Here is a 24379-nt window from a genome sequence, read left to right as displayed (position 1 = left end):
ATGCGAGCACCGGTGCAGAAGTCGCGGCCTCGTCGCACAGGCAAGCAGACGGCCCCCGTTCAGGGCGCTGAGCCGACGCCCCCCACCGGCAAGGGCCGCCCCACCCATGTACGCAACCGGCTCATCGTCGCCGTGGCCGTGGTCGCCGCGGCCATCGCCGGTGCGGGCACCCCGTCCGTCCTCGCCGCCTCCGGGCAACTCCACGACTCCCAGGAGCTGGTGACGCTCGCCGAGCAGACGCAGGGCGCCCTCGCCCTCGCGCACTCCCTCGCCGACGAGCGCGACGACGTCACCTCCTACATCGCGGCCGGCCGCCCCAAGTCCAAGGCGCCCTCCGAGCAGCGCAGCGCCCGCGTGGACCGGCAGGTCGAGGAGCTGCGGGGCGACAGCGACACGCCCGCCTCGCTGCGCTCCGACCTCGACGACATCGCGGCCGTGCGCCGGTCCGCGCTCACCGGCAAGAGCAGCGCCCTCGAAGCGCACCAGGCGTACTCCGCCGCCATCACCGAACTCCACCGGCTCGCCGAGCAACTGGCGCAGCAGACACCGCCCCGCGCGGGCTCCGGCGGACAGGCGCTGGCCGAACTGGACTCCGCCGTCCAGCAGGCCGCCGCGGCCCGGGGACTGCTGCTCGCCGCCCTCAGCGTGCCGCGCGGCACCGAGACCGTCATCGACCCGGTCACCGGCCTGCCCACCGAGACCTCCTCGGACGCCGACACCCGGCAGCGCGACGCCCTGAGCGCCGCCGCCCAGCAGGCCCGGCTGCGCTCCGACGCGGCCCTGGCCGACTTCCGCGACACCGCGCCCAAGGCGGCCCGCGCCTCCTTCGACAACACGGTCACCGGCACCGAGGTCAACTCCGCCGAGAAGTACCTCGCCATGCTCACCGACCAGCCGACCCTCGCCGGCGGCGAACTCTCCACCAGCACCCGGAAGCTGGACGCGGCCCTGTCCGCCCGGGTCGACCTGATGCGCGGCGTGGAGTCCGCCCTCTACGACCGCCGCACCAAGGACCTGGAGGTCCTGCGCGACGACGACGTCACCGCGCTGGAGATCCGCATCGCCGTCCTCGGCGCCCTGATGCTGCTGGCCGTCGGCGTCGCCACGGGTATGGCCCGCAGCCTCACCCGCCCCCTCGCGGTCCTGCGCCTGGGCTCGAAGCGGCTGGCCGAGGCGGAGGTTCCGGCGGCCGAGGAACCCGTCAAGTTCACCGGCCGCAACGACGAGTTCGCCCAGGTCGTCCGCTCCGTCAACGCCCTGCACGCGCACACCGTCGCCCTCACCGAGCGGATCTCCACGCTGGAGTCCGACCGCAAGCACCTCGTCGGCCAGCGCCAGAAGATGGCCGACGCCCGCGAGGAACTGCGCGGCGAACTCGCCCAGTCCGCCGCCCAGCTGGAGCGGCTGCGCACGGCCATCGGCGGTACGTTCGTCAACCTCGCGCTGCGCACCCTCGGCCTGGTCGAGCGGCAACTGGCCGTCATCGAGAACCTGGAGGAGCGCGAGCAGGACCCGGACCGCCTCGCCACGCTGTTCAAGCTCGACCACTTCGCCACGGTGATGCGCCGGCACAGCGAGAACCTCCTCGTCCTCGCCGGCACCGAGCACGTCCAGCACACCGCCGGGCCCGTGCCGCTCGTGGACGTCGTCCGCGCCGCGGTCAGCGAGATCGAGCGGTACGAGCGGGTCCGGATCGCCGCGCTGCCGCCGCACGCGCACATCGCCGGGTTCGCCGCGGACGACCTGTCCCACCTGCTGGCCGAACTCCTGGAGAACGCCACCTCGTTCTCGCCGCCCGACCTGCCCGTCGAGATCTCCGGCTGGCTGCTGGAGAACGGCGAGGTGATGCTGTCCGTCCAGGACGAGGGCATCGGCATGGCCGAGGACCGGCTGGAGCGCCTCAACGCCCGCCTCGCCGACTTCGACCCGGAGGCGCCCTACGACCAGGAGGGCGAGGACGGTCTCGGCCTCGGCCTGTACGTCGTGGCCCGCCTCGCCCACCGGCACGGTGTGCGCGTGCAGCTGCGCGAGCAGAAGCAGGGCGGTGTCGCGGCGGTGGTCGTCCTGCCCCGCGGCCTGCTGGCGGCGGCCCCCGCGGTGGCCGTCCCGGCCTCCGGCCCGCTTACCGGCTCCGGCCACACCGTCGCGTTCCCCGGCGCCGACGCCGAGGCCAACTCCAACGTCCTGCACGGCCGCGCGGGCAACGGGGACCCGCTGGTGACGCTGGCGGAGAAGGCGGTGGAGCGCGAGGAGGCGGCGGCGGAGCCGGCCGCACCGGCGGAGACCCCCGCCGAGACCACGATGGTGCTGGCCCCGATCCCGCAGGACGAGCCGGCCCCGGGCCACGCACCCCCGGCCGCCGACGGCGAATCCGCCCCACAGGGGCCACCCGCACCCGACGACGAAACCCGCACGGGGGGTGCGGGTGAGAACGACACCGCCGAAGGCGAAGCCGAGGCGGAACACGAACGCGCACCCGACGACGAAGAGGACCGCGTCACCGACAAGGGCCTCCCCAAGCGCACTCCCAAGATCACCGCCCCGTCCCAGGCCCCGCGCCAGCGGACCGGCTCCGTCGACGCCGAAGCCCTCCGCCGCCGCCTCGGCGGCTTCCGGCAGGGCGCCCAGGCCGGCTACCGCGAGGTGGAGGCCGAGATCGCCGAGAAGACGGCCTCGCACCAGCGGCCGGACACCGGCGCAGCACAACCAGCTGAATCCGAAGAAGCCACGGGGGGCACAGTCGAGGAGGCAAGCAGTTGACCGCTCCCAGTACCTTCGGACTGATCGGACTGAGCAGTGAGGCCCGCAACCTGCACTGGTTGCTGACCAACCTGGTCGAGGAGGTACCCGGCATCCTCTCGGTCGCGGTCGTCTCGTCCGACGGACTGCTCCTGCTGTCCTCCGACGACCACCGCAACCAGCAGGCCCGTCAGGCCCTCCAGGGCAGCGGGGTCAAGAAGACCGGCCCGCGCGGCTCCGCCGCCGACCTGGCCACCGTCGTCTCCGGCATCGGCAGCCTCACCGTCGGCGCCGCCAAGCTGATGGACTTCGGCGCGGTCCGGCACACCATGGTCGCGATGGACGAGGGCAGCCTGTTCGTGATGTCCATCAGCGACGGCTCGCTGCTGGGCGTCCACGGCTCCGCGGACTGCGACATGAGCGTGGTCGCGTACCACATGGCCCTGTTCGTGGGCCGCGCCGGTCACGTCCTGACGCCCGAGCTCCGCAGCGAACTGCGGAAATCCCTGGAGGATTCCCAGACGACGGGGAGTGCCCGATGAGCAGTACGCCGAAACAGCACCTCCCGGTCCGCGGCGGTGACCGCAAACCCGCCCGGGTCCGCCCCTACTCGCTCACCGGCGGCCGTACCCGCTTCGGCCACGTCCTGCTGGTGGAGACGTTCGTGGCGAGCACGGCCGCGCTGGACGCCCCGGAGGAGCGCAGGGAACTGACGAACGGCCACCTGTCCACCCGGGTGATGCCGGAGCTGCGGGCCATCGTCGAACTGTGCCGCCGGATGCGTACGGTGGCCGAGATCGCCGCGCTGCTGAAGATGCCGCTCGGCGTGGTCCGCGTGCTCCTCAGCGACCTCGCGGACCAGGGAAAGATCCGTGTGTACGGGACGGGAACCGGCCATGGCACGGGCCGCCCGGACCGAGCTCTGCTGGAAAGGGTGCTGAGTGGACTCCGTCGTCTCTGACGCCGCTCACGGCGTCGCTGGTACATCCCCGTTCGTCCAGCCCGGCGAGAGCATGCACGCCTGGGAGACGGACCGCACCCGCGCCCCCATCGCCACGAAGATCGTGGTGGCGGGCGGCTTCGGCGTGGGCAAGACCACGCTGGTCACCGCCGTCTCGGAGATCACGCCCCTGCAGACCGAGGCGCTGATGACCGAGGCGAGCGAGGAAACCGACGACCTCACCGCCACGCCGGGCAAGACCACCACCACCGTGGCCATGGACTTCGGGCGCATCACGCTCGACGACGACCTGGTGCTCTACCTGTTCGGCACGCCGGGCCAGCAGCGGTTCTGGTTCATGTGGGACGACATCGTGCGCGGCGCGATCGGCGCCGTCGTCATGGCCGACACCCGCCGTCTGAAGGACTGCTTCCCGGTCCTGGACTACTTCGAGAGCTCCGGACTGCCGTACGTGGTCGCGGTCAACCACTTCGACGGCAGCGAGCTGTTCGAGCCGGAGGATGTGCGGGAGGCCTTGACCATCCCGCGACACATACCTGTCATGATCATGGACGCGCGTCGCCGGATCTCCGTGATCGAGACCCTCCTGGCCCTGGTGGGCCACGCGCTCGACGAAACCCCCGAGTAGAGGAAACACCCGCATGCGGAAGATACTCGTCGTCGGAGCCGGTCAGTCCGGGCTCCAGATCGCTCTCGGCCTCCAGTCGCAGGGGTACGAGGTCACCCTGATGTCCAACCGGACGGCGGACGAGATCCGTACCGGCCGGGTCATGTCGACGCAGTGCATGTTCCACACGGCCCTGCAGCACGAGCGCGATCTCCAGCTGAACTTCTGGGAGTCCCAGGCCCCGAAGATCGAAGGACTCGGCGTCTCGGTCGCCGCCCCCGGCTCCTGGGCCGAGGGTCCCGCGGCCCGTGCCATCGACTGGCTCGGCAGGCTCGACGGGTACGCCCAGTCGATCGACCAGCGCGTGAAGATGGCCGGCTGGATGGAGACGTTCGCCCAGCGCGGCGGGCAGCTCGTCATCCACGGCGCGGCCGTCGGCGACCTCGACTACTTCGCCCGCACCTACGACCTGGTGCTCGTCGCGGCCGGCAAGGGCGAGCTGGTGCAGATGTTCGCCCGGGACCCGGAGCGTTCCCCCTACAGCGAGCCGCAACGCGCGCTGGCCGTGAGTTACGTCCACGGCCTGGGCCCGCGGCCCGAGCACCCCGACACCGAGGGCGTCCGCTGCAACCTCGTGCCGGGCGTCGGCGAACTGTTCGTCATGCCCTGCCTGACCACCTCCGGCCGCGCCGACATCCTGTTCTGGGAAGGCGTACCCGGCGGCCCGCTCGACGTCTTCAACGGCGTCAAGGACCCGGCGGAGCACCTCTCCCTGACCCTGGAACTCATGGAGCGGTACGTCCCCTGGGAGTACGCGCGGGCCACCAAGGTCGAGCTGACCGACGCCGGCGGCACGCTGGCCGGACGCTACGCCCCCACCGTCCGCAACCCCGTCGGCCGTCTCCCCGGCGGCGGGCTCGTGCTGGGTGTGGCGGACGTCGTCGTGGCCAATGACCCGATCACCGGCCAGGGCTCCAACTCCGCGTCCAAGTGCGCGGCCGCCTACCTCTCCTCGATCGTCGAGCGTGGCGACAAGCCGTTCGACGAGGAGTGGATGCGGGCCACCTTCGACCGTTACTGGGCCACCGCGCAGCACGTCACCAAGTGGACCAACGCGATGCTCGCGCCGCCGCCGGAGCACATCCTGAACCTGATCGGCGCCGCCGGTGAGCTCCAGCCGGTCGCCGACCGGTTCGCCAACGGCTTCAACGACCCGGCCGACTTCGAGAACTTCTTCTACGACCCGGCCAAGGCGCAGGCCTATCTGGTCGAGGTGTCCGGCGCGGGCGCCGCGTAGGTTCCTTCGCCGTCGTAGCCCTCGTATCCTTCGTAGCCCTCGTATCCTTCGTCCGGCCCGTCCGTGGCGCCCTCGGGGAGCTCAGGTGGCTCGTAGCGCCGCAGGGGCTTCCCGTCCGGGTCCGGGCGTACGGCGCCCAGGACCGGGTTGGCCGCGATCGGGGACACCTTCACCTTCGCGCCCGGCCGGGGCGCCTGGACGACCATGCCGTCGCCGAGGTACAGCGCCACGTGTGTGGCCTGAGGGAAGTACACGATCAGATCTCCCGGCCGCAGCTTCGAAAGCGGGATCCGCTTCAGCCGCTTCCACTGCTCCTGGCTGGTCCGGGGGATGGGTGTCCCGGTCTGAGCCCAGGCCTGCGAGGTCAGGCCCGAGCAGTCGTACGACTCCGGGCCCTGCGCTCCCCACGCGTAGGGCTTGCCGATCTGCCGCACGGCGTAGCGCAGGGCGCGGTCGCCGTCGGCCGACGGTTTGCGGATGCCGGTGCTCTTGCCGTTGTTCTTGCTGTCGTCGCCGTCGGTGACGCTGCTGAGCGCGCCCGACGCGATGAACTTCTGCTGTGCCTCGGCGACGCCCTGCCTCTCGAACTCGGCGAGGGCCGTGAGCTGGTCGCGGCTGAGGGAGGCGAGCAGTTCCTCGACGTCGTGGAGCCGCTCGCGGACCTCGTCCTGTTCCTTCTTCCGCCGCTCGGCGAGGGCGAGCTGGTCGTCGAGGGCCTTGCGGGCCTTGCGGGCCAGGTCCCGGGCCCTGCGTTCGTCGCCGGTCAGCCGGCCGACGGTGTCCGCGCGTTCCCGGGCCAGCCTGCCGATCACCCGGCCCTGGTCGATCGCGTGCTGCGGGTCGCGGGCCAGGAGCAGGCGTACGTACGGGGAGATGTCGGTGCTGCTCTGGTACTGCTGCCGGGCCAGACGGCCGGCCGCGCCCCGGCTGTCGTGCAGGGAGAGCCGGGTGCGGGCGAGGGCGCGGTCCAGGCGGTCGGTCTCGGCGCGCTGTTTCTTCAGTTTCTCCTCGGTGGCGTTGTAGGCCTCGGTGGCCTGTTCCGCCTTCCGGTATAGCTGCTGAAGGTCCGTCAGGAGGCCGGAGACGGCGGCGGGGTCCTGCCCGGGGCCGGATTCCGGTTCCGGGGCCGCCGTGGCAGGGGCGGGAGCGAGGACGGTCGTCGCTGCCACCGCCGCCGTGCAGACCAGGCGCAGAAGGCTTCCTGACATGCCATCACCTCCGTTGCGGGGCGGCCTGTTGCCGCCGGACACCGTGAGGATCAGGCGTGTGCGCGAGGTGCGCGCGGTGGGTGTGCGCGGTTCGGCGCAACGGGGTCACCCGTCGGCGTCGTCCCGCTTGCCGGGCGGCGTGGCGTCTGGCTTCGACCAGGGCCAGTTGAGCCGGCGGGCCGGTGCGCCCTCGGGGGCGTACTCGTACTTCCAGCGGTGGGTCAGTCCGACTCCGCCCCGGCCCCGGGGCACGCGGCGGTAGACCAGCACGGTGGGCGGGCCGCCGGCGGGGTCCGGGACGGGGATGCGGTACGTCTTGGGCGGGTGGCCGGTGATGCCGAGCAGGACGGGCAGGACCCTGCCGTCCATGGGGCCGCCCTCGAAGGGGGTGTCTTCGCTCTTCACGGGATCAGTGTCAGACATCCTCCGCGACGGCCAGGACCAGGGCCTCGGTCTGCGGGTCGCGGCGGGCGGTCACCGTCAGCATGGCCACGAACTGCTCGACGAGCCAGTCGCGCAGGTCCCCGGCGGGGGGCTGCTTGTCCTCGTCGAGCCAGATGAGCGACGACGCCTCGACGGCGGTGATCCACATCCGGACGGTCATCCGCAGGCGCGGGCCGGGGTCGGTGACCTCCAGGTGCCGGAAGATGTGCTCGGCGGCGGCGCGGCGTACGCCGTCGACGATGGCCGTCGTCCGTGAGGTCTCGACGACGCTGCCGCCCTGGAGGAGGGCGCTGAAGCCGGCGTCGTGCTCGTCGACGAAGCCCAGGTAGCGGTCGAGGGCGCGCGACAGGCGGGGGAGCAGGGGGCCCTCGCGGGGTTCGTCGAAGCAGTGCCGGAGCTCGTCGGCGGCGGAGCGCAGGGCGGCCTCGTACAGCTGCTGCTTGCCGCCGGGGAAGTACCGGTAGACCAGGGGCCGTGACACCCCGGCCGCCTCCGCCACGTCGTCCAGGGAGACGTCCTCCGGGGCGCGGTGCGCGAAGAGGTTCAGCGCGGCGGTGAGGAGCTGACTGCGGCGTTCCTCGACGCTGAGGCGCCGGTAGGCGGGGGTGGGGGCGGCTGGTGTCATGACCGGCAGCGTAAACCGCCGGTGGTTGAACCGGGTGCCTGCGGCGGCCTGCGCGGGTGTGGTGGGGGTGCGCTCAGCGCCGCTCGCCGGTTGTGGGTGGGGCCGTGTCGGGGGGGCGTCCTCGGAACGGCGCGATGGGGTCGGACGCCGGCTGACTGTTCGCTGACGCGCCAACCGCTGCGGGCGGACACCCCCCGACACGTCCTAGCGGGCGTCCACGTGCTGGAAGTCCACGGCCGTGATCCGGGCGGTCTTGGGCGTCAGTTCGGCCAGGCCCTGGCCCTCGAACGTGTCGGTGATCAGGGGGCCCCTCGTGGCGCCGAGAGCGGACTGCTCGTCGTTGGGAACGAGACTCGCGATGGAGCGGTAGGACTCCTTCAGCAGGGATTCCTGCTTGTGGGCGGCCGGGAAGAGGGCGAGGACGCCGCCGTCGGCGGTCCGCAGGGCGTACACGCTCGGGTCGGCCGGGGACTTGGTGAAGAACTTCTCGGTGGCCTTGCCGCCGGCCGCGCCCTCGGTGCTGCTCCGCCGGTAGGTCTGCTTGGCGTTCTCGACCGGCTTCGTGGAGGTCAGCGCCTTGCCCTCCTTCTTGCCGCCGGTCTCGAGGAAGTCCTCGTAGGCGGCGCCGATCTCGGAGGGGGCGAGCTTGCCGACCTTGGTGTCGGGGTCGACGGCCTCGGCGAGACCGTGACGGTCGACGGCGAGCTTGGGGGGCTCTTCGCCGTCGGCCCACAGGGACAGCACCATCTTGTACGTGCCGCCGACCTTGTCGAAGACCAGCAGCACGCTGTTCTCGCTGTTCTCGCTGGACTTGGCCCGGACGGCGAACCAGGTGGCCGTGCCCTTCTCCGGGATGACGTACTCGCGGTCCTGGTAGGAGAAGGGCTTGGTGTAGGCCTGCTGCTCCTTCTTCGGCCAGGTCTCGAAGAGGGTGTAGGTGGCCTGGTCCATCGCGTAGACCTGGCCCGCCTCGACCGTGCCGAGGAGTTTCTCGTCCCGCGCGGCGTTGGCCTTGTTGTTGACCTCCTGGTAGTGGTCGGCGATCTTCTTGGCGGCGGCCCGGGTGACCACGCCCTGCGGGGTGTCGTCGGCGCCGGAGTCCGAGGCCGCCTGGCCGCCGCACGCGGTCAGGGTGAGGGCGGTCGTAACCCCGAGGGCGGCGAGGCGGATGTGAGGGGACATGCGGAGTGATCTCCTTGAGGGCCACGGAGGGTGACGAGTTCAAGGAGGACAGTAGTCACCCCGCATGGACATGACGTGGCCGGGTCCTCAGGCGAGCAGCCCCGACGACTTCCACAGCCGTCGCCCGACTCCGCGCAGCACCCCGATGTCGTCGAGGAAGTCCGTCAGCCGCCTGGACCCGGTCTGCATGACCTCGCGGCGATGCCCGCTCGCCCGGACCTGCGCGAGGGCCTCCCGCTTGTCCAGGCCGACGTTCGTGTAGACCTCGGGGTTGACGAACGCCACCGAGAACACCCGGGCGAACTCCCCGGAGGTGATGCGGGTGAACTCCTGGGACCACTTGGGGGCCGTCACCATCTGGCGGCGGAGTTCCTCGCGGGCGTAGCGGACGTGGCGGGCCTCCTCCACCACATGGATGCGGGTGACGCCGCGGATGAGGGGCTGGACCCGCTCGTCGGGGAACGTCAGGCGCTGCATCCAGTCGAGGACCTCCTCGCCGAGGAGCGTCGCCGTGAAGGAACCCGGGGTGGTCGAGATGGTCTTGAACAGGCGGCCCAGGTGCTGGTGGACGCGGCTGACGGGGTACCAGGGCGTGCCGCCGTGGGATATCAGGCGGGCGAACATCTTGGAGTGCCGGCACTCGTCCTCGATCTCGGTGAGCGCGTAGCGCACGTGCGCGCTCGTCGCCGCCTTGTCGTAGATGTGGCGGACCAGGAGCTGCATGAGGATGATCTCGAACCAGATGCCGAGGGAGGCGAGGGCCGCGGCCTCGTGCTGGGAGAGGAGGATGCGCTGCTCCTCGCTCATCCGCTTCCACATCGGGGTGTCGTAGAGCGAGACCAGCTCCGGCGGCCAGAACCACTTGCCCTCCTCGAAGGGCGCGTCCCAGTCCAGTTCCTCGTCCGGGTCGAAGGAGTGCTTGGCGGAGGAGTCGAGCAGCCGCCGGGCCACCTGCTCCCTGTCCTTGAGCAGGCCCAGGGCATCGCGCAGTCCGTCGAGCGCGTCGGCTTCCGTCAGAGTCGTCATGGCTGCCCACCTCGTTGTGCACACGTCACCGTCCCTCTTATGAGACTGTGTGTCAGCAAGCCCGTCAATCCCCCGGGCGCCACTTGTTCACCGGCCGGCCTTCAGTACCGCCTCCATGACCACCCGGGCGATCGGCGCCGCGTCGCCGCCGCCGCTGATGTCACCGCGGTCCGCCTCCGCGTCCTCCACGACCACCGCGACCGCCACCCGCGGCGCCGGATCGCGCTCGCCCTGCGCCCAGGAGACGAACCAGGCGTACGGCGTACCGGAGTTGCCGAGGCCGTGCTGGGCGGTGCCGGTCTTGCCGCCCACCTTGGCGCCGCGGATCGCGGCCCGGTGCCCGGTGCCGTCCTCGACCACCTCCCGCATCAGCGCCCGCAACCGGACCGCGGTCGAGGGGTACATCGCCTGGCGGACCGCGCGCGGGCCGGCGGTCGCGAGCGTGCTGCCGCCCGGCCGTGTCGTGCGCTCCACCAGGTACGGCTCCCGTACCTGGCCGCCGTTGGCGACGGCCGCCGCGACCATCGCCATCTGGAGCGGCGTGGCGCGGGTGTTGTACTGGCCGATCGACGACAGGGCGAGCTGGGCCCTGTCGAGCGAGGTGCCGAAGGTGGACCGGGCCACCGGGAAGGGAACCCGCAGGGCCGGGTTGTCGAAACCGAAGGCGTGGGCCGTGGCCGTCATGTCCGCCACCCCCACCTCCACGCCGAGCTTGGCGAACACCGTGTTGCAGGAGAGGGTGAAGGCCTCCCGTACGGAGGCGTCCCGGCAGCCGCGGGAGGCGTTCGTCAGACGGGTCCGGGTCCCGGGCAGGGTGTACGGGTCGGGGGAGTCCGTCGGCGCGTCGAGGTTCCCGACCACGCCCGAGTCCAGCGCGGCGGCCGCGGTGACGACCTTGAACGTCGAGCCCGGCGGATACGTCTGCCGCACCGCCCGGTTGAGCATCGGATGGTCCCGGTCGGCGTTCAGCCGCCGCCACGCCCTGGTCGCCGCCGCTCCGTTGCCGGACAGCGGCCGGGGGTCGTAGGACGGGGCGGACACCAGCGCCAGGATCCGGCCGGTCGACGGCTCCAGCGCCGCCACCGCGCCCTTGCGCCCGGCGAGTCCCCGGTACGCCGCCCGCTGCGCGGCCGGGTCGAGGGTCGTCACGACGTCGCCGCCGCGGCTGTGCGCACGCGTGAAGTCGTTCCACAGCGGGAACGGCGCGAGCATCGGGTCCGTGCCGGACAGGATGCCGTCCTCGGCCTTCTCCAGGAGCGTCGTCCCGTACAGCTGGGAGGCGAAACCCGTGACCGGCGCGTACAACGGGCCGTCGGTGTAGGTCCGTTCGTAGCGCAGGTGCTCGCGGGTGTCCTTCGAGCCGGTGACGGGCCGGCCGCCGACCAGGATGTCGCCACGCGGCTGGCCGTAACGGAAGATCTCCGGGCGGCGGTTGGCGGGGTTCCCGTCGTAGGCCGGGGCCTGGACGACCTGGACGCGAGCGGCGTTCAGCAACAGTGCCACCAGCAGCAGGGCGCAGAAGACGCCGGCGTGCCGGATGTGCCGCGTCACGGTGTGCCCGGCCCGTCGTACTGGCGGCGTGCAGAGTCGCTGACGCGCACCAGCAACGCCACGATCGCCCAGTTGGTCACCACCGACGAGCCGCCCTGCGCCAGAAACGGCATCGCCATGCCGGTCAGCGGGATCAGGCCGGTCACCCCGCCCGCGATCACGAACACCTGGAGCGCCACGAGCGAGGCGAGGCCGACGGCGAGCAGCCGCCCGAAGGGCTCGCGCAGGGCGAGGCCGGCCCGGTAGCCGCGCTCCACCAGCAGGCCGTACAGGAGGAAGATCGCGGACAGGCCCGCCAGGCCGAGTTCCTCGCCCGCCGTGGCCAGGATGAAGTCCGACTTCACGGCGAAGCCGATGAGGATCGAGTGACCGAGGCCGAGGCCGGTGCCGAGCATGCCGCCCTCCGCGAAGGCGAACAGGGACTGGGCGATCTGGTTCGGTCCCTCACCCGCATCGAGGGAGGCGAACGGGTGCAGCCACGTCTCGATCCTGCTGTGCACATGCGGCTCCAGCCGGCCGACGGCGACCGCCCCCAGCGCGGCCAGCAGCAGACCGACGGCGATCCAGCCGGTGCGGCCGGTGGCGACGTAGAGCAGGACGACGAACAGGCCGAAGAAAAGCAGCGAGGTCCCCAGGTCCCGCTCCAGGACCAGGACGCCGACGCTCACCAGCCAGACGGCGACGATCGGACCGAGGACCCGGCCGGTGGGCAACTGGAGCTTCCAGAGGCGGCGGCCGGTGTAGGCGAGGGCGTTGCGGTTCGCGGCCAGGTACGCGGCGAAGAACACCGCCAGCAGCACCTTCGTGAACTCGCCCGGCTGGATGGAGAACCCGGCGAGCCGGATCCAGATGCGGGCGCCGTTCACCGCCGGGAACAGGATCGGCAGCGTGAGCAGCACGAGCGCGGCGACGACACAGACGTACGTGTACCGCTGGAGCACCCGGTGGTCCCGCAGCAACAGGACGACCAGGATGAACAGCGCCACGCCCAGCGTCGACCAGATCAGCTGGGCCGGTGCCGCCCGGTCGCCCGGGGTCTCCAGGTCGAGCCGGTAGATGAGCACCAGGCCGAGCCCGTTGAGCAGCACGCCGATGGGCAGCAGGAGCGGGTCGGCGTGCGAGGCCCGCAGGCGCACGGCCACATGCGCCAGCAGCGCGAGCACGCCGAGCCCGGCGCCGTAGCCGGCGGCACCGGGCGGGAGGGCGCCGTGCTGGGCGAGGCCCACGGCGCAGTAGCCGTACACGGACAGCAGTACGGCCAGGACGATGAGGGCGAGTTCGACGCCACGGCGCCGGGGAGGGCGGCGGACGGCGGGCGCGGGCGGGTCCGCCGTCGCCACGGTGATTCCGGCCTTGCTCATGTCCGGAACCTACCCAAACAGTGCGTCTTGTGCGCCTTTGGCTGATCGAGTGTCAGCACCAGCGTGGCGCGGGACCGATGTTGTCGATGTAGCGGGCCGCGCCCCAGGCCCACGTGCCGTCCGTGAGGAGGTACCAGAGGGGGTTGCCCTGCACGGTCTCGCCGCCGGTCTTGCAGAAGATCTCGACGATGTCGCCCCGGTGGGCGAACCGGATGATCTGCGAGCCGCGGTTCGGGGCGCTGCGCAGCGCCAGCGTGCTCGCCGTGACGACGCCCTCGAAGAGGCGCTCGTCGTGGCGGCCGTGCTCGTCCCCGTCGCCGCCGCTCGGATCCTGCCGGCCGTGGTGGCCCCCGTCGCCGCCGCTCGGGTCCAAGTCGTCGTACGCGGCGGCGGTGGCGGGGGTGACGGCGGCCGCGGCGGCGAGGAGCCCGGCGGCGGTTGCTATGGAGAGGCGGGAGCGCAGGGACATGGGGGTTACCTCCATGTGGGGGCGAAGGTGCCGAAGCTGACTAATCGCCACATTAGGATCGGCCTGTGGGCCCCGCCCTTCACGCTGGGCCATAGGTGGACGCCGTGCAGGGGCGCGTGCGCTCACTGCGCTGTCAGTCTCAAGGTCGCCACCGCCCCGCCGTCCGGGGCGTTGCCGAACTCCAGCCGCGCCCCCAGCACCTCGGCCTGCCCCAGCGCGATCGTCAGCCCCAGGCCGTGCCCCTTGGCACCGCCCTCCGTACGGAACCGCTGCGGCCCGTGCGCCACCAGGTACTCCGGAAAACCGTCCCCGTGGTCCCGGACGGTGACCAGCGGGCCGTCCACGGTGAGCACGACCGGCCCCCGAGCGTGCTTGTGCGCGTTCGCCACGAGATTGCCCAGCACCCGCTCCAGCCGCCGCCGGTCCGTCTCCACGGCCACGTCCCGTACGACCCTGACCTCCGTGTCGCTGCCCGCGCCCCGCACCACCCGCTCGGCCAGCGGCCCCAGCTGCTCGGTGTCCAGCTCCAGCCGCTCCCGGCCGGTGTCCAGCCGGGAGATCTCCAGCAGGTCCTCGGTGAGGGTCCGCAGGGCCGCCACCCGGTCCCGCACCAGTTCCGTCGGACGGCCGGGCGGCAGCAGTTCGGCCGCCGCGTGCAATCCGGTCAGCGGCGTGCGCAGCTCATGCGCGACATCCGCGGTGAACCGCTGCTCCGCGAGCAGCTTGCCCTGCAACGACGACGCCATGGAGTCCAGCGCGGCGGCGACCGCGGCCACCTCGTCCTGCGGGCGCGCCGGGGCCCTCGTCCGCGGGTCCGTAAGGGGGTCGTTCACGCGCGCGTCCAGGTCGCCCGCGCTGATCCGCCGGGCCACCAGCGCCGTGGTGTGCAGCCGCCGCGTCACCCGGGTCACCGCGAACGCGCCGACCAGCAGGGTCGCCCCGATCGCCAGCCCCGACGACCACAGGATCGCCCGGTCCAGGCCCTCGATGGTGCGGGCCTGCTGCGAGTAGTCGACCGCCACGGCCAGGGCCCGGTGACCGTCGGCGGGGCCGGCCGCCCACATCAGGGGGCGCCCCGCGAAGTCGGCGACCATCGTGCCGCGGTCCCCGCCGACCGCGAGGTTCCGCAGCGACGGGGGCAGGCCCGGGGGATCCACGCCGGCGCCACGTTTGAGCGAGTCCCCGGCCTCGTAGCGCTCCGTCGCCTGCGTCAGCCGCTGCAACGCCTGGTCGCGGGCCTGGCCGACGGTCTGGTCCGTCACCTGCACGTGCACCAGGACGCCGAGCAGGGCCGCCAGCGCGCAGCACATGACGGTGATGAAGGCGGCGGCCTTCGCGGCGAGCGTCCCGGACCACGGGGGGAGCGCGGGCAGGCGTGGTCTCATCCGGTGCTCGCCGAGGGGGAGACGCCGGGGGAGGCGGACGGGGCGTGCTTCTGGGCGTGCTTCCGCGGGCCGGTGCGCAGCATCTCGTCCTGGGTGAGGAGCATGGCCCGCTGGTCCCGGTCCCAGGTCCACTGGAGGCGGTACTCGTAGCCCGCGACCTCCGACGGCGAACGGATGACGACGGAACGCCCGGCCAGCTCGACACCGCTGAGCGCGTCCTCCCAGGCCATCACCTGCACGAGCCGGTGCTTGTCCACGGTGTAGACGCGCACCGCGGTGGTCTTGCCGGGCAGCAGCCGGAAGCCCAGCGTCAGGTCGTCGCGCCCGTCGCCCGTCAGGTCCCGGTAGTACGGCCTGAGAACCGGGCACCGTCCCTGCCCCGGGCCCCTGCCGCAGTCGGCCATCCGGCGGTTGGTGTCGCGGTAGGGCGCCTTGTCGCCGGCGTAGTCGCCCGGGCTCGCGGCGATCTCGGCCCGGACGACCCCGACCGGGTCGACCCGGTGGATGTCGTCGCCGGGCACCTTGACGTCCTTGACCACCTCGGTGTTCACCTCGCCGATCTCGAAGGCCGGACTGGACGCCGGCGTCAACTCGGGCCACAGCCGAGCCGGCCCGACAGCCGTAGGAGTCGCCCCGGCCGCCTCCAGCCCCCCGGCGTCCCCACAGCCCACGGCACCCCCGAGCAGGAGAACCACGCCGACTGCGCCCCGGGCGACTTTTCCGGGGTTTCGGGGGCGGCGTTGGTTTCCTGGTCGGGCCGGCCGGATTCCCGGTCGGTCGTCGCTTCTTCCGGTACGGCCGGGCAAGGCCCCGATGCGACGGAGGCTGCTTCCCAGTCGGCCCAGCAGGTTTCCCCGTCGGCCCGGTCGGCGTTCCGGGCGGCTCAGCAGGCTTCCCGCGCGCCCGAGGTGGCTTCCGAGGTCGCCGGAAAGCCTGTCAGGGCGGCCGGCAAAGCCGTCGGCGCGGCCGGAAGGGCCGTCCGGGCGGACAGACGGGCCGTCCGGGGAGACGGAGGGTTCGCCCGGGCGGACAGACGGGCCGTCCGGGGAGACGGAGGGTTCGCCCGGGCAGGCGGAAGGGCCGTCCGGGGAGACGGAGGGTTCGCCCGGGCAGGCGGAAGGGCCCTCCGGGGAGACGGAGGGTTCGCCCGGGCAGGCGAAAGCGCCCTCCGGGGAGACGGAGGGTTCGCCCGAGCAGGCGAAAGCGCCCTCCGAGCAGGCGGAAAGGCCGTCCCGGCAACCGGACGGGCCACCCAGGGGACCGGAACGGTCGTCGGGGCGGCCGGGGAGGCTGCGGACGCGGCTGACGGGCACTGCACTCCTGCGGTTCGAGGGTGATCACACGGCTCGGACCGGCCGTCGGCCCCGTACACCTTATTCGTAAGGAAGTCCTATTTGCGCGCGAGGGAGCCCGGGTGCCTCCTACTCGGTGAGCTCCTCCAGCAGCCGGGCCGTCGCCAGCCCGACCCGCAGGTACTCGACGAACAAGTCATTGTGCAGCGCCCAGGGCGACCGGCGGTCCCGGATCAGCCGGATCGCCGCGTCGGCGGAGCTCCCCCGCCGTATCAGCGCGTGCGCGACGACGAGACCGGAGCGGTTGTACCCGTGGTAACACCGGACGAGCACCTTGCGGCCCCCGTCCAGCGCCTCGCACGCGGCCTCGGCCAGCCGGATCACACCGGCGAGCTGCGTCCCGTCGAGCGGTCCGTCGGGGATGGGCCAGACGTGGTGCGGGACGTCCGGATCGGGCCCGTGCCCCGGCAGCCGCAGCAGCGTCTGCACCAGGTCGAACTCGTCCCGTACGACGGCGAACTCCGGATGACCCAAGCCCCCGGTGTACTCGTGGCCGCCCATCCACAACCCGGGGACGACCTCGTCCCAGGGGCTCTCCGGAGCCGGAACATCGGGTTTCCTGCGGGTACGCAACGGCGCCTCCCCAGCATCACCGCCCGAGGGCCTCCCCGGCAGGCCCGACTCCTCTCAAGGTAACCGGGTTCTTGCCCCCGCAGCACCCCGCCTGTTCCCATGGTCTGGGGTGATGGTGCATGGACGGACTGCGCGTCATACCGACCTGGCGGCACGGTCAGGAACGGCTGTACGTCTGCCTCCCGGACGGCAGGAACATCGCCTGGTACGACCGTGAGGCGGGCCGGGTCAACCTGCTGGGCGAGGACCGTGAGGACGACGTGCTCCGAGCCCTCAAACCCTTCCTCACCGGCCCGGTGGCGGTGGGGCCGCCCCCGGTGCCGACCCCCGCCGAGCTCGCCCGTCTGACCCTGCACCCCGACGACGACCTGGCCCCCAACCGCCCCGGCGAGGCCCTCCTCGTCGCCCTCGACCGCGACCCCGGCCCGGCCCGCCGGCTGCGCCCCGACCCACGCCGCCGGGCCCTGGAGGCGGAGCAGACGGTCGGGGACGCCCTGGACCGCCTGGACGGCGCCGGCTGGCACGCCGTGCACTCCGTCCCGCTCCCCGGCGGCAGCCGCATCCACCACCTGCTGATCGGCCCCGGCGGGCTGTACGCGCTGCACACCCTGTACGCACGCAAGCAGCGGGTGACGGTCACCGACCCCATGGTCACCCTGGGCCGCCGCGAACCGACCGCCCTGCTCCTGGGCGTGCGCGCCGACGCCGACCGCGCCTCCTACGCCCTGACGGCGGAGGTCCGCCCCGTCCTCGTCCTGGTCGGCCCGACGGCCGTGTCGGTCCCGGCCGCACCGCGCGAGGTCCGCGTCCTCACGGACCTGGAGGTGCCGGCCCTGGCCCGCCAGGGCGGCGTCCTGAAACCGGCGGACGTGGAGGCGCTGCACGCGATGGCACGGGACCGCACCACGTGGACGCGGGTGTGAGGGCGTACGAGGCCCGTACCTGCTGAGGGCGCCCCCTGACTAGGGCAGCCGGCCCGCGCCGTCCGGGTCGAGGAGCGGGGCGAGCAGGTCGCCGTAGTCCTGCACCCGGGCGGCGATGTCGGTCGCGCGGAAGTCCAGCCGGCCGGGCGAGCCGCACTCCTCGACCTCTTCCCAGGTCACGGGCGCCGAGACGGTCGGCTCGGGGCGGGCCCGGAGGGTGTAGGGGGTCGCCGTGGTCTTGCGCGCGGCGTTCTGGCTCCAGTCGACGAAGACCTTCCCGGGGCGCAGATTCCTGGTCATCCGGTGCAGCGCGAGCCGGGGCATGGCCTTCTCCGCCTCGACGGCCAGCGACTTGGCGTACTCCGACACCCGCTCGGAGGAGGCCCCGCGCACGGCCGCGAGCAGATGCAGCCCCTTCGAGCCGGAGGTCTTGGCGTACGCCTCGATGCCGTCCGCCGCGAGCCGCTCCCGCAGCCACAGTGCGACCTCACAGCACTGCACGATGCTCGCGGGCGCTCCCGGATCCAGGTCGAAGACGATGCGGTCGGCCTCGTCCGGCGTGTCGACGAGCCACTGGTGGGTGTGGAACTCCGTGACGAGGTTGGCCGCCCACATCAGGCTCGGCAGGTCCTGCACCAGGACCATCCGCGAGGGTCCCTCGACCCGCGGCACCTCGGCGGTGGTGACCCAGTCGGGCGTACCCGGCGGGACGTTCTTCGTGAAGAACACCTGCCCGTCCGGCCCGTCCGGATACCGCAGGAAGGACACCGCCCGGTCGCGCAGATGGGGCAGCAGGACCTCGGCGACGGTCGCGTAGTAGTGCAGGACCTCGCCCTTGGTGAAGCCGGTGGCGGGATAGAGCACCTTGTCCAGATTGCTGAGCGGGAGCCGTCGCCCCTCCACCACTGTGATAGGCGCCATACGATAAGAATCTCACGCGAATCGTGACAAACACTCCCGAGAGTGACCGGAAGGGTGCTGCACGTGAGATCCATATGGAACGGCGCCATCTCCTTCGGCCTGGTCAGCATTCCGATCAAGCTGGTGAACGCCACCGAGAGCCACTCGATCTCCTTCCGCCAGATCCACACCGACGACGGCGGCCGCATCCGGTATCGCAAGTTCTGTGAGCTGGAGGACCGGGAGGTCACCCAGGGGGAGATCGGCAAGGGCTACGAGGACGCGGACGGCTCGATCATCCCGATCACCGACGAGGACCTGTCCAGCCTGCCGATCCCGACGGCCAAGACGATCGAGATCGTCGCCTTCGTCCCGGCGGACCGGATCGATCCGCTCCAGATGGACGCCGCGTACTACCTCCAGGCGAGCGGCGCCCCGGCGGCGAAGCCGTACACCCTGCTGCGGGAGGCGCTCAAGCGCAGCAACAAGGTGGCGATCGCGAAGTTCGCCCTGCGGGGCCGGGAGCGCCTGGGCATGCTGCGGGTGGTCGGCGAGGCCATCGCCATGCACGGCCTGCTGTGGCCGGACGAGGTCCGCGCCCCCGAGGGCGTGGCCCCCGACACGAACGTCACGGTCCGCGACCAGGAACTGGATCTGGCCGACGCCCTGATGGACACCCTGGGCGAGGTCGACCTGGAGGACCTGCACGACGAGTACCGCGAGGCCGTGGAGGAGGTCATCGCCGCGAAGGCCGCCGGCGAGGCCCTGCCGCAGGCTCCCGAGCCGGCCACGGGCGGCAAGGTCCTCGACCTCATGGCGGCCCTGGAGAACAGCGTCCGCGCGGCACGCGAGTCCCGGGGCGAGGAGGCGGGCGAGCACGCCGAGGTCAAGTCGCTCCCGCAGCGCAAGATGGCCCGCGCGGCGCCCAAGCAGACCGGCGGCAAGAAGTCGGCGTCCACCGCGAAGAAGACGGCGGCCAAGAAGACCGCGGCGTCCGCGAAGAAGTCGACCGCCAAGTCCGGCCAGGGCACGAAGAAGACGGCGGCTTCGAAGAGCGCCGCGAAGAAGACGGCCACGAAGAAGTCGACCCCCCGCAAACGCCCGGCCTGACCCCATCGGCTCCATCGGTCCCCTCGGCCCCCTCGGAGCGCGGGTGCGTCACGGCGCGTACGTGATGTCCGGCCGGGGCGGGACGGCCATGCCCGCCCCCAGGAAGTAGTCGACGTGGTGGGACTGCAGATAGCCCTTGAAGGTCATGGCGTTCCGGTAGGCGGGGTTGTGCGCCAGGGTGTACAGCCGGTGGGTCGTCGGCCGGTCGGTCGTGAAGATGATCAGCTCGTCGTAGGACGCGTTGGTGTACACGGCCTCCTCGCGCCAGTCGCCGAAGAGGTCGCCGACGAGCGTCGGACCGCCCTGGGCGGCCTTGACGGCGCCGTGGTTCCAGGTGCTGACCAGCCGGGGCAGGCTGCCGCTCGGCGTCGGGCGGGCCGGGTCCCACTTCTCGATCTTGCCGTCGTTGAGCAGTTCCACGGTGAGGTCCCCGTCCCACCACAGACCCAGCTGCGGCCAGGGGCGAAGCGAGGCGTCCGGCTCGGCGAGCCGGTTGGTGCCCGCGTTGTAGAGGCCGGAGAAGGACCAGACCTCCATGCCGGGAAAGCGCGGATCGACGTCACCGGCCATGCCGCGGCCGACGTCCCCGGGGCCCCCGCCGTGCCGCCAGATCACATCGCCGTTCGCGGCGTCGTAGTAGTACTCGAGCAGACCGCTCGGGTTGTCCTGCTGCACGCCGTAGCCCTCCAGGCCCGGGCGGCTCGGGTCCATGTCGGCGATGTGGAAACGGTCGCCGTGGACGATGCCCTTCGGTCCCATGGAGTAGCGCAGCGAGCCGTCGCCGCCCAGCACGAACCCGATCTCGGCGATCTCGTCCCTCCCGTCGCCGTCGACGTCGAGGGCGCGCGTGTTGTGCCCGTCGGGCGCGTCCTGGCCGCCGCGCCGCCAGGTCCACTGGCGGTCCAGCGAGTCCCCGTCGAACTTCCAGGCGCCCATCATCAGGTTGAACGCCCCGTCGTCCCGCCGGTTCTTCATGTAGGCGACCAGGCTCGGCGTGGTGCCGTTGAGATACGCCACCCCGAGGCGCGCGCCCATCGGGCCGTCCGCCAGATACGTCGTGGGTACGGCGGACCAGTTGCGCAGTGCCCCGGTCCGGCCGTCGAGCACGGCCATGAACTGCCGCGCGTCGTCCTCGTGCGTCCAGGTCGCGCCGTCGCCGAACCTGACCCCGTCGGCGATCCGCAGGGCGACCTCGGCACGGCCGTCGCTGTCGAAGTCGTAGACCGTGACGCCGTCCCAGTGGCCCACGTCGATCGCGGACGACCCCGGCTCGATGTTGTCCTGGTTCCGGCTGTTGGGACCCAGGTCGACCTCCCAGAGGAAGTCGCCGTCACCGCTGTACGCCTCCAGCTTCTGCGGGGAGGTCTGCCGGTCGACGACGTAGTCGTACTCACCGTCGCCGTCGAGGTCGCCGGCCCAGACGAACTTCACCGCACCGCCGGACCGTAACGGCACGCGCACCACGGGCTCCACGGCATGGCCGGCCGACAGCGTGAAGGCACCGCTGGGTGCCTGCTCCCGACCGCCGACGACCGGGGCCACGCGGTAGCTGTTGGGGCGTGTGAGATCGGCCGTGGAGTCGGTGTAGTTCGTCCCGCCGGTCAGCACACCGGAGTTGAGCTTCACATACGCGCCGCCGGCCGTGGACCGGTACACGTTGAACCCGATGCCCTCCGGGTCGAGGCCCAGCAGCCGCCAGGAGACCAGGACCTGCGTGCTGCCGGAGCGCACCGCCACGACGCCGCGGCCGAGATTCTCCATCACCCGTGCGGCCTGCACCGTCGGGGCGGGGCTCGGGGCGGTGATCGTGAGTGCGGCGCAGACGGTCAGGACCGTCGCCGTGATCCTCATGCGCATGACAATTCACTCTCCTTCGCCCCGGCGATGGTTAACCGTTTTCACCGCTGTGATGGAAGCACCGAGCTGAGTGCCCGTCAATACTGGCGGAGCGGGCGGGGCATCCGACCGGAAACGCTTACAGACCGAGGGCAGTCAGTGGTGCTCGGAGACGAGTACCGCGCGAGTGCCGGGCTCCAGCGCCTGGAAGACATGCGGGACATCGCCGGGATAGCAGATGTAGTCGCCCGGGCGGAGTTCCACCGGCTCGTCGGCGATGCCCACCAGGGCCCGGCCCGAGCTGATCACGACGTGCTCGACGACCCCGGGCGGGTGCGGCGTGGAAGAGCGCTGCGGCCCGGGCTCGGCGGCGACGCTGTAGACGTCCCGCCGGGCCCCCGGTGGGGAGGCGGCGAGGAGCGTGGCCCGGTAGTCGCTCTGCTCGGACCCGACGGCCGGCCCTTCCCCCGCCCGGATCACCTGGACCTGCGGCCGCGACACGGCCACAAGCCGCGAGAAGGGGATCTCCAGCGCCACGCAGAGCGCCCACAGTGTCTCCAGGCTCGGATTCCCGGTGCCCGACTCCAGCTGGGAGAGCGTGGACTTGGCGAGCCCGGCCCGGCGGGCGACCTCGGTGAGGGACAGTCCCGCCCGGACGCGTTCCGCCCGCAGCGAGGCGGCGATCACTTCGATCGGGGGTTTCGGGGCCGGGCCGGCGTCGTCGGACATGGCGTGTTCGCTCCAATGGTCATCCGTTCGTCTTGACGAACATCCTACGCCATGTTCACTATAAAAATCATGCGTTCGCTATGGAGAACACTAGAGGTCCGGCTCCTCCGCGACATCGCGCTGGTCTGTCTGGCGGTGGGGCTGATCGGCCTGTCCTACGGCGCCGTCGCGGTCGCGTCCGGGTTCGCCTGGTGGTTCCCGGCCGTGATGGGAGTGCTCGTCCTGGCCGCCTCGTCGGAGTTCCTGTTCGTCGGGATCATCGCCGCCGGCGGCAGCCCGATCGCCGCGCTGCTGGCCGGACTGCTCGTCAACGCGCGCCATCTGCCGTTCGGTCTGGCGGTGCACGACGTCCTCGGGCAGGGCCTGCGCCGGGTGCTCGGCACGCATCTCATGAACGACGAGACGGTCGTCTTCGCCCTCGCCCAGGACGAGCCGGAGCGCAAACGGGCCGCGTACTGGCTCTGCGGCCTGGGCATCCTCGTCTGCTGGCCCGCCGGCGCGGCGCTGGGCGCCCTGCTCGGCGGCGCCGTGCGGGACACCGACGCCCTCGGCCTGGACGCCATGTTCCCCGCGGTGATCCTGGCACTGATCCTTCCGGCGCTGAAGGACAGGCCCCTGCGTCGCACGGCCCTGGCCGCCGCGGCCCTGGCCCTGGCTGTCACCCCGTTCCTCCCGGCGGGCCTGCCGGTCCTGCTGGCCCTGACCGCCCTGCCCCTGTTCACCGTCCGGACGAGGAAGAAGGCCACCCGGTGAGCGATACGGCCATACCCCTCCCGCCGACGCTGGCGGCGATGCTCGCCCTGGCGGCCGGCACCTTCCTGCTCCGCCTCGCCGGACCGGCCCTGCGCGCACGATGGACGCTCCCGGAGCGCGCCGAGAGACTGCTGGAGGTCTCGGCCGTCCTCCTGCTCGCGGCCCTGGCCACCACGTCCGCCCTCACCGAGGACCAGGTCTTCACCGGCCCCGCCCGACCGCTCGGGGTCCTGACCGGCGGGGTGCTCGCCTGGCGCAGGGCCCCGTTCCTCGCGGTCGTCCTCGCGGCGGCGGGCGCGACGGCGCTGCTCCGACTGGCGGGGGTGCCGTGACACTCCCTTGCGCGAAGCCGGATCCCTCAGGCCACGCGCCGTCCCTCCTGCCCGGACTCGCCCTCGTCCTCCTCATCCGGCAGATGGACATCGTCGACGGCGATGTTGACCTCGACGACCTCCAGCCCGGTCATGCGCTCCACCGCGTTGATGACGTTGGTCCGCACATCCGCGGCGGTGTCGGCGATGGCGGCGCCGTACTCGACGACGACATCGAGATCGACGGCGGCCTGGCGCTCGCCGACTTCCACCTTCACTCCCTGGGTGACCCCACTGCCCCCACCGGGCACGCGCTGGCGCATGGCCCCGAAGGCCCTGGTCATCCCTCCGCCGAGGTTGTGTATCTCGGGGATCTCCCGGGCCGCCATGCCCGCGATCTTCGCCACGACCACGTCCGCGACAGCGGTGCTTCCCCGGGCCTCCGGGGGAGCGGTGCCGTCTCCTCTGCGGCCCTGCTGTGCCGTGCCCTGTGCCGTGCCCCTGTCCGGCTGTCCCGTCCCAGTTGCGGTGTTTCTGCGCTGTGTGGTCTCCGTCATGACCGTCACCTCTTGATCGGTGCGGGGTATGAGCAGCGTCGTTCCTATCCGCCCGTATCCACGGTAGAGCACTGGTGCGTATGGGGCGAAAGTGCCGAAAATTTCCTGAACGAGCGCTCACCCCACCAGGTGATCGACGTGGCGCTGAAGGACGGCCGCCGCCGTCTCCGGGGAGTGATGCCCCGCGAGGACCTGAACGGTGAGACCGTCGGCGACGGCGAGGAGCGTATGCGCCTCCCGGGCGGCGTCGAGATGCTGCGGGATCTCCCGGGCGTCCTGGCCGTAGCGGATGAGCCACACGACGAGGTCATGGAGCTTGCCGTACGTCTCATGCAGGACGGCGGCGAGCCGCTCACTGGCGGGCGCACGACTGACGAAGGCCAGCCATACATGCGCCTGATCCCTCGACTCCTCGTCCGGCAAGGCGAGTTCGGCCAGGGTGTGCGACAGCGAGGCGTCCATCCTGGTCAGCTCCAACCT

Annotated in this window: 25 protein-coding genes; 9 read left to right on the top strand and 16 right to left on the bottom strand. The window is 72.0% G+C overall.

All coding sequences use genetic code 11. The annotated features are described in order from the left end of the window. Genes ACFZDA_RS31845 through ACFZDA_RS31825 form a run of 5 tightly spaced genes read left to right on the top strand, consistent with a single transcriptional unit; the run spans position 1 to position 5604 of the window. Positions 1-2760, top strand: coding sequence for a nitrate- and nitrite sensing domain-containing protein (locus tag ACFZDA_RS31845; protein ID WP_391088407.1), 2760 nt, complete (start codon positions 1-3; stop codon positions 2758-2760). Further along, entirely contained in the window at positions 2757-3281 is a 525-nt protein-coding gene (locus ACFZDA_RS31840; RefSeq protein WP_391088405.1) for a roadblock/LC7 domain-containing protein, read from the top strand. Before ACFZDA_RS31845 ends, ACFZDA_RS31840 begins: the two co-directional genes overlap by 4 nt. Then, on the top strand, positions 3278-3700 hold the full coding sequence (locus ACFZDA_RS31835) for a DUF742 domain-containing protein (RefSeq protein ID WP_104784842.1): 423 nt from the start codon (positions 3278-3280) through the stop codon (positions 3698-3700). The genes ACFZDA_RS31840 and ACFZDA_RS31835 overlap by 4 nt, the downstream gene beginning before the upstream one ends. Continuing rightward, a complete protein-coding gene (locus ACFZDA_RS31830; RefSeq protein ID WP_391088402.1) occupies positions 3681-4328 on the top strand; it encodes an ATP/GTP-binding protein in 648 nt (215 codons plus the stop codon). The genes ACFZDA_RS31835 and ACFZDA_RS31830 overlap by 20 nt, the downstream gene beginning before the upstream one ends. 13 nt (positions 4329-4341) lie before the next feature. Beyond that, positions 4342-5604: a styrene monooxygenase/indole monooxygenase family protein gene (locus ACFZDA_RS31825; RefSeq protein ID WP_391088400.1), complete on the top strand. Its 1263-nt coding sequence runs from the start codon at positions 4342-4344 to the stop codon at positions 5602-5604. Here ACFZDA_RS31825 and ACFZDA_RS31820 read toward each other — a convergent pair. The 11 genes from ACFZDA_RS31820 to ACFZDA_RS31770 form a co-directional block, all read right to left on the bottom strand. Then, positions 5568-6812, bottom strand: a complete 1245-nt coding sequence (locus ACFZDA_RS31820; RefSeq protein WP_391088398.1) for an NlpC/P60 family protein — start codon at positions 6810-6812, stop codon at positions 5568-5570. The genes ACFZDA_RS31825 and ACFZDA_RS31820 overlap by 37 nt on opposite strands. A 105-nt stretch (positions 6813-6917) precedes the next feature. Further along, complete coding sequence (locus ACFZDA_RS31815; RefSeq protein WP_391088396.1) at positions 6918-7217, bottom strand: hypothetical protein; 300 nt, start codon at positions 7215-7217, stop codon at positions 6918-6920. A gap of 10 nt (positions 7218-7227) precedes the next feature. Beyond that, on the bottom strand, positions 7228-7881 hold the full coding sequence (locus ACFZDA_RS31810) for a TetR family transcriptional regulator (RefSeq protein WP_391088394.1): 654 nt from the start codon (positions 7879-7881) through the stop codon (positions 7228-7230). A gap of 204 nt (positions 7882-8085) precedes the next feature. Beyond that, complete coding sequence (locus ACFZDA_RS31805) at positions 8086-9063, bottom strand: hypothetical protein (RefSeq protein ID WP_391088392.1); 978 nt, start codon at positions 9061-9063, stop codon at positions 8086-8088. 87 nt (positions 9064-9150) lie between these two features. Then, entirely contained in the window at positions 9151-10089 is a 939-nt protein-coding gene (locus tag ACFZDA_RS31800; protein WP_391088391.1) for a diiron oxygenase, read from the bottom strand. 87 nt (positions 10090-10176) lie between these two features. Beyond that, positions 10177-11640 (bottom strand): penicillin-binding transpeptidase domain-containing protein, encoded by a 1464-nt coding sequence (locus tag ACFZDA_RS31795; RefSeq protein ID WP_391088390.1) that lies wholly within the window; start codon positions 11638-11640, stop codon positions 10177-10179. Next, complete coding sequence (locus ACFZDA_RS31790) at positions 11637-13001, bottom strand: FtsW/RodA/SpoVE family cell cycle protein (protein ID WP_391088388.1); 1365 nt, start codon at positions 12999-13001, stop codon at positions 11637-11639. The genes ACFZDA_RS31795 and ACFZDA_RS31790 overlap by 4 nt, the downstream gene beginning before the upstream one ends. 52 nt (positions 13002-13053) lie before the next feature. Beyond that, positions 13054-13470 (bottom strand): SH3 domain-containing protein, encoded by a 417-nt coding sequence (locus tag ACFZDA_RS31785; protein WP_391088387.1) that lies wholly within the window; start codon positions 13468-13470, stop codon positions 13054-13056. Between the two features lie 122 nt (positions 13471-13592). Beyond that, positions 13593-14855 carry an ATP-binding protein gene (locus ACFZDA_RS31780; RefSeq protein ID WP_391088385.1) on the bottom strand — a complete coding sequence of 421 codons (1263 nt, stop codon included), beginning with the start codon at positions 14853-14855 and terminating at the stop codon, positions 13593-13595. Then, positions 14852-15550: a hypothetical protein gene (locus ACFZDA_RS31775; protein WP_391088383.1), complete on the bottom strand. Its 699-nt coding sequence runs from the start codon at positions 15548-15550 to the stop codon at positions 14852-14854. The genes ACFZDA_RS31780 and ACFZDA_RS31775 overlap by 4 nt, the downstream gene beginning before the upstream one ends. A gap of 726 nt (positions 15551-16276) precedes the next feature. Continuing rightward, complete coding sequence (locus ACFZDA_RS31770) at positions 16277-16780, bottom strand: protein phosphatase (RefSeq protein ID WP_391088382.1); 504 nt, start codon at positions 16778-16780, stop codon at positions 16277-16279. A gap of 119 nt (positions 16781-16899) precedes the next feature. Between ACFZDA_RS31770 and ACFZDA_RS31765 the strand changes: the two genes are divergently transcribed. Then, a complete protein-coding gene (locus tag ACFZDA_RS31765; RefSeq protein WP_391088380.1) occupies positions 16900-17703 on the top strand; it encodes an NERD domain-containing protein in 804 nt (267 codons plus the stop codon). 39 nt (positions 17704-17742) lie between these two features. Here the strand turns inward: ACFZDA_RS31765 and ligD are convergent, their stop codons facing one another. After that, entirely contained in the window at positions 17743-18624 is an 882-nt protein-coding gene (gene ligD / locus ACFZDA_RS31760; protein WP_391088378.1) for a non-homologous end-joining DNA ligase, read from the bottom strand. Between the two features lie 54 nt (positions 18625-18678). Between ligD and ACFZDA_RS31755 the strand changes: the two genes are divergently transcribed. Continuing rightward, entirely contained in the window at positions 18679-19713 is a 1035-nt protein-coding gene (locus ACFZDA_RS31755; protein WP_391088649.1) for a Ku protein, read from the top strand. A 48-nt stretch (positions 19714-19761) separates the two neighbouring features. Here the strand turns inward: ACFZDA_RS31755 and ACFZDA_RS31750 are convergent, their stop codons facing one another. Next, entirely contained in the window at positions 19762-21570 is a 1809-nt protein-coding gene (locus ACFZDA_RS31750; RefSeq protein WP_391088376.1) for a hypothetical protein, read from the bottom strand. Positions 21571-21705: 135 nt separating this feature from the next. Next, on the bottom strand, positions 21706-22278 hold the full coding sequence (locus tag ACFZDA_RS31745; protein WP_391088375.1) for a helix-turn-helix domain-containing protein: 573 nt from the start codon (positions 22276-22278) through the stop codon (positions 21706-21708). Positions 22279-22347: 69 nt separating this feature from the next. Between ACFZDA_RS31745 and ACFZDA_RS31740 the strand changes: the two genes are divergently transcribed. Then, positions 22348-23031: an AzlC family ABC transporter permease gene (locus ACFZDA_RS31740; RefSeq protein WP_391088373.1), complete on the top strand. Its 684-nt coding sequence runs from the start codon at positions 22348-22350 to the stop codon at positions 23029-23031. A gap of 38 nt (positions 23032-23069) precedes the next feature. Then, a complete protein-coding gene (locus ACFZDA_RS31735; RefSeq protein WP_391088647.1) occupies positions 23070-23363 on the top strand; it encodes an AzlD domain-containing protein in 294 nt (97 codons plus the stop codon). 26 nt (positions 23364-23389) lie between these two features. On the opposite strand, the gene ACFZDA_RS31730 is transcribed toward ACFZDA_RS31735, so the two are convergent. Further along, positions 23390-23899: an Asp23/Gls24 family envelope stress response protein gene (locus tag ACFZDA_RS31730; RefSeq protein ID WP_391088371.1), complete on the bottom strand. Its 510-nt coding sequence runs from the start codon at positions 23897-23899 to the stop codon at positions 23390-23392. Between the two features lie 117 nt (positions 23900-24016). Continuing rightward, on the bottom strand, positions 24017-24361 hold the full coding sequence (locus ACFZDA_RS31725; protein ID WP_391088370.1) for a TetR family transcriptional regulator C-terminal domain-containing protein: 345 nt from the start codon (positions 24359-24361) through the stop codon (positions 24017-24019). Positions 24362-24379: the final 18 nt, after the last annotated feature.

This window comes from Streptomyces sp. NPDC007991 (assembly GCF_042958445.1).
Classification (GTDB): Bacteria; Actinomycetota; Actinomycetes; order Streptomycetales; family Streptomycetaceae; genus Streptomyces.
The sequence above is the reverse complement of the archived record's forward strand: the minus strand, read 5'-3'. Positions and strand labels throughout refer to the sequence as shown.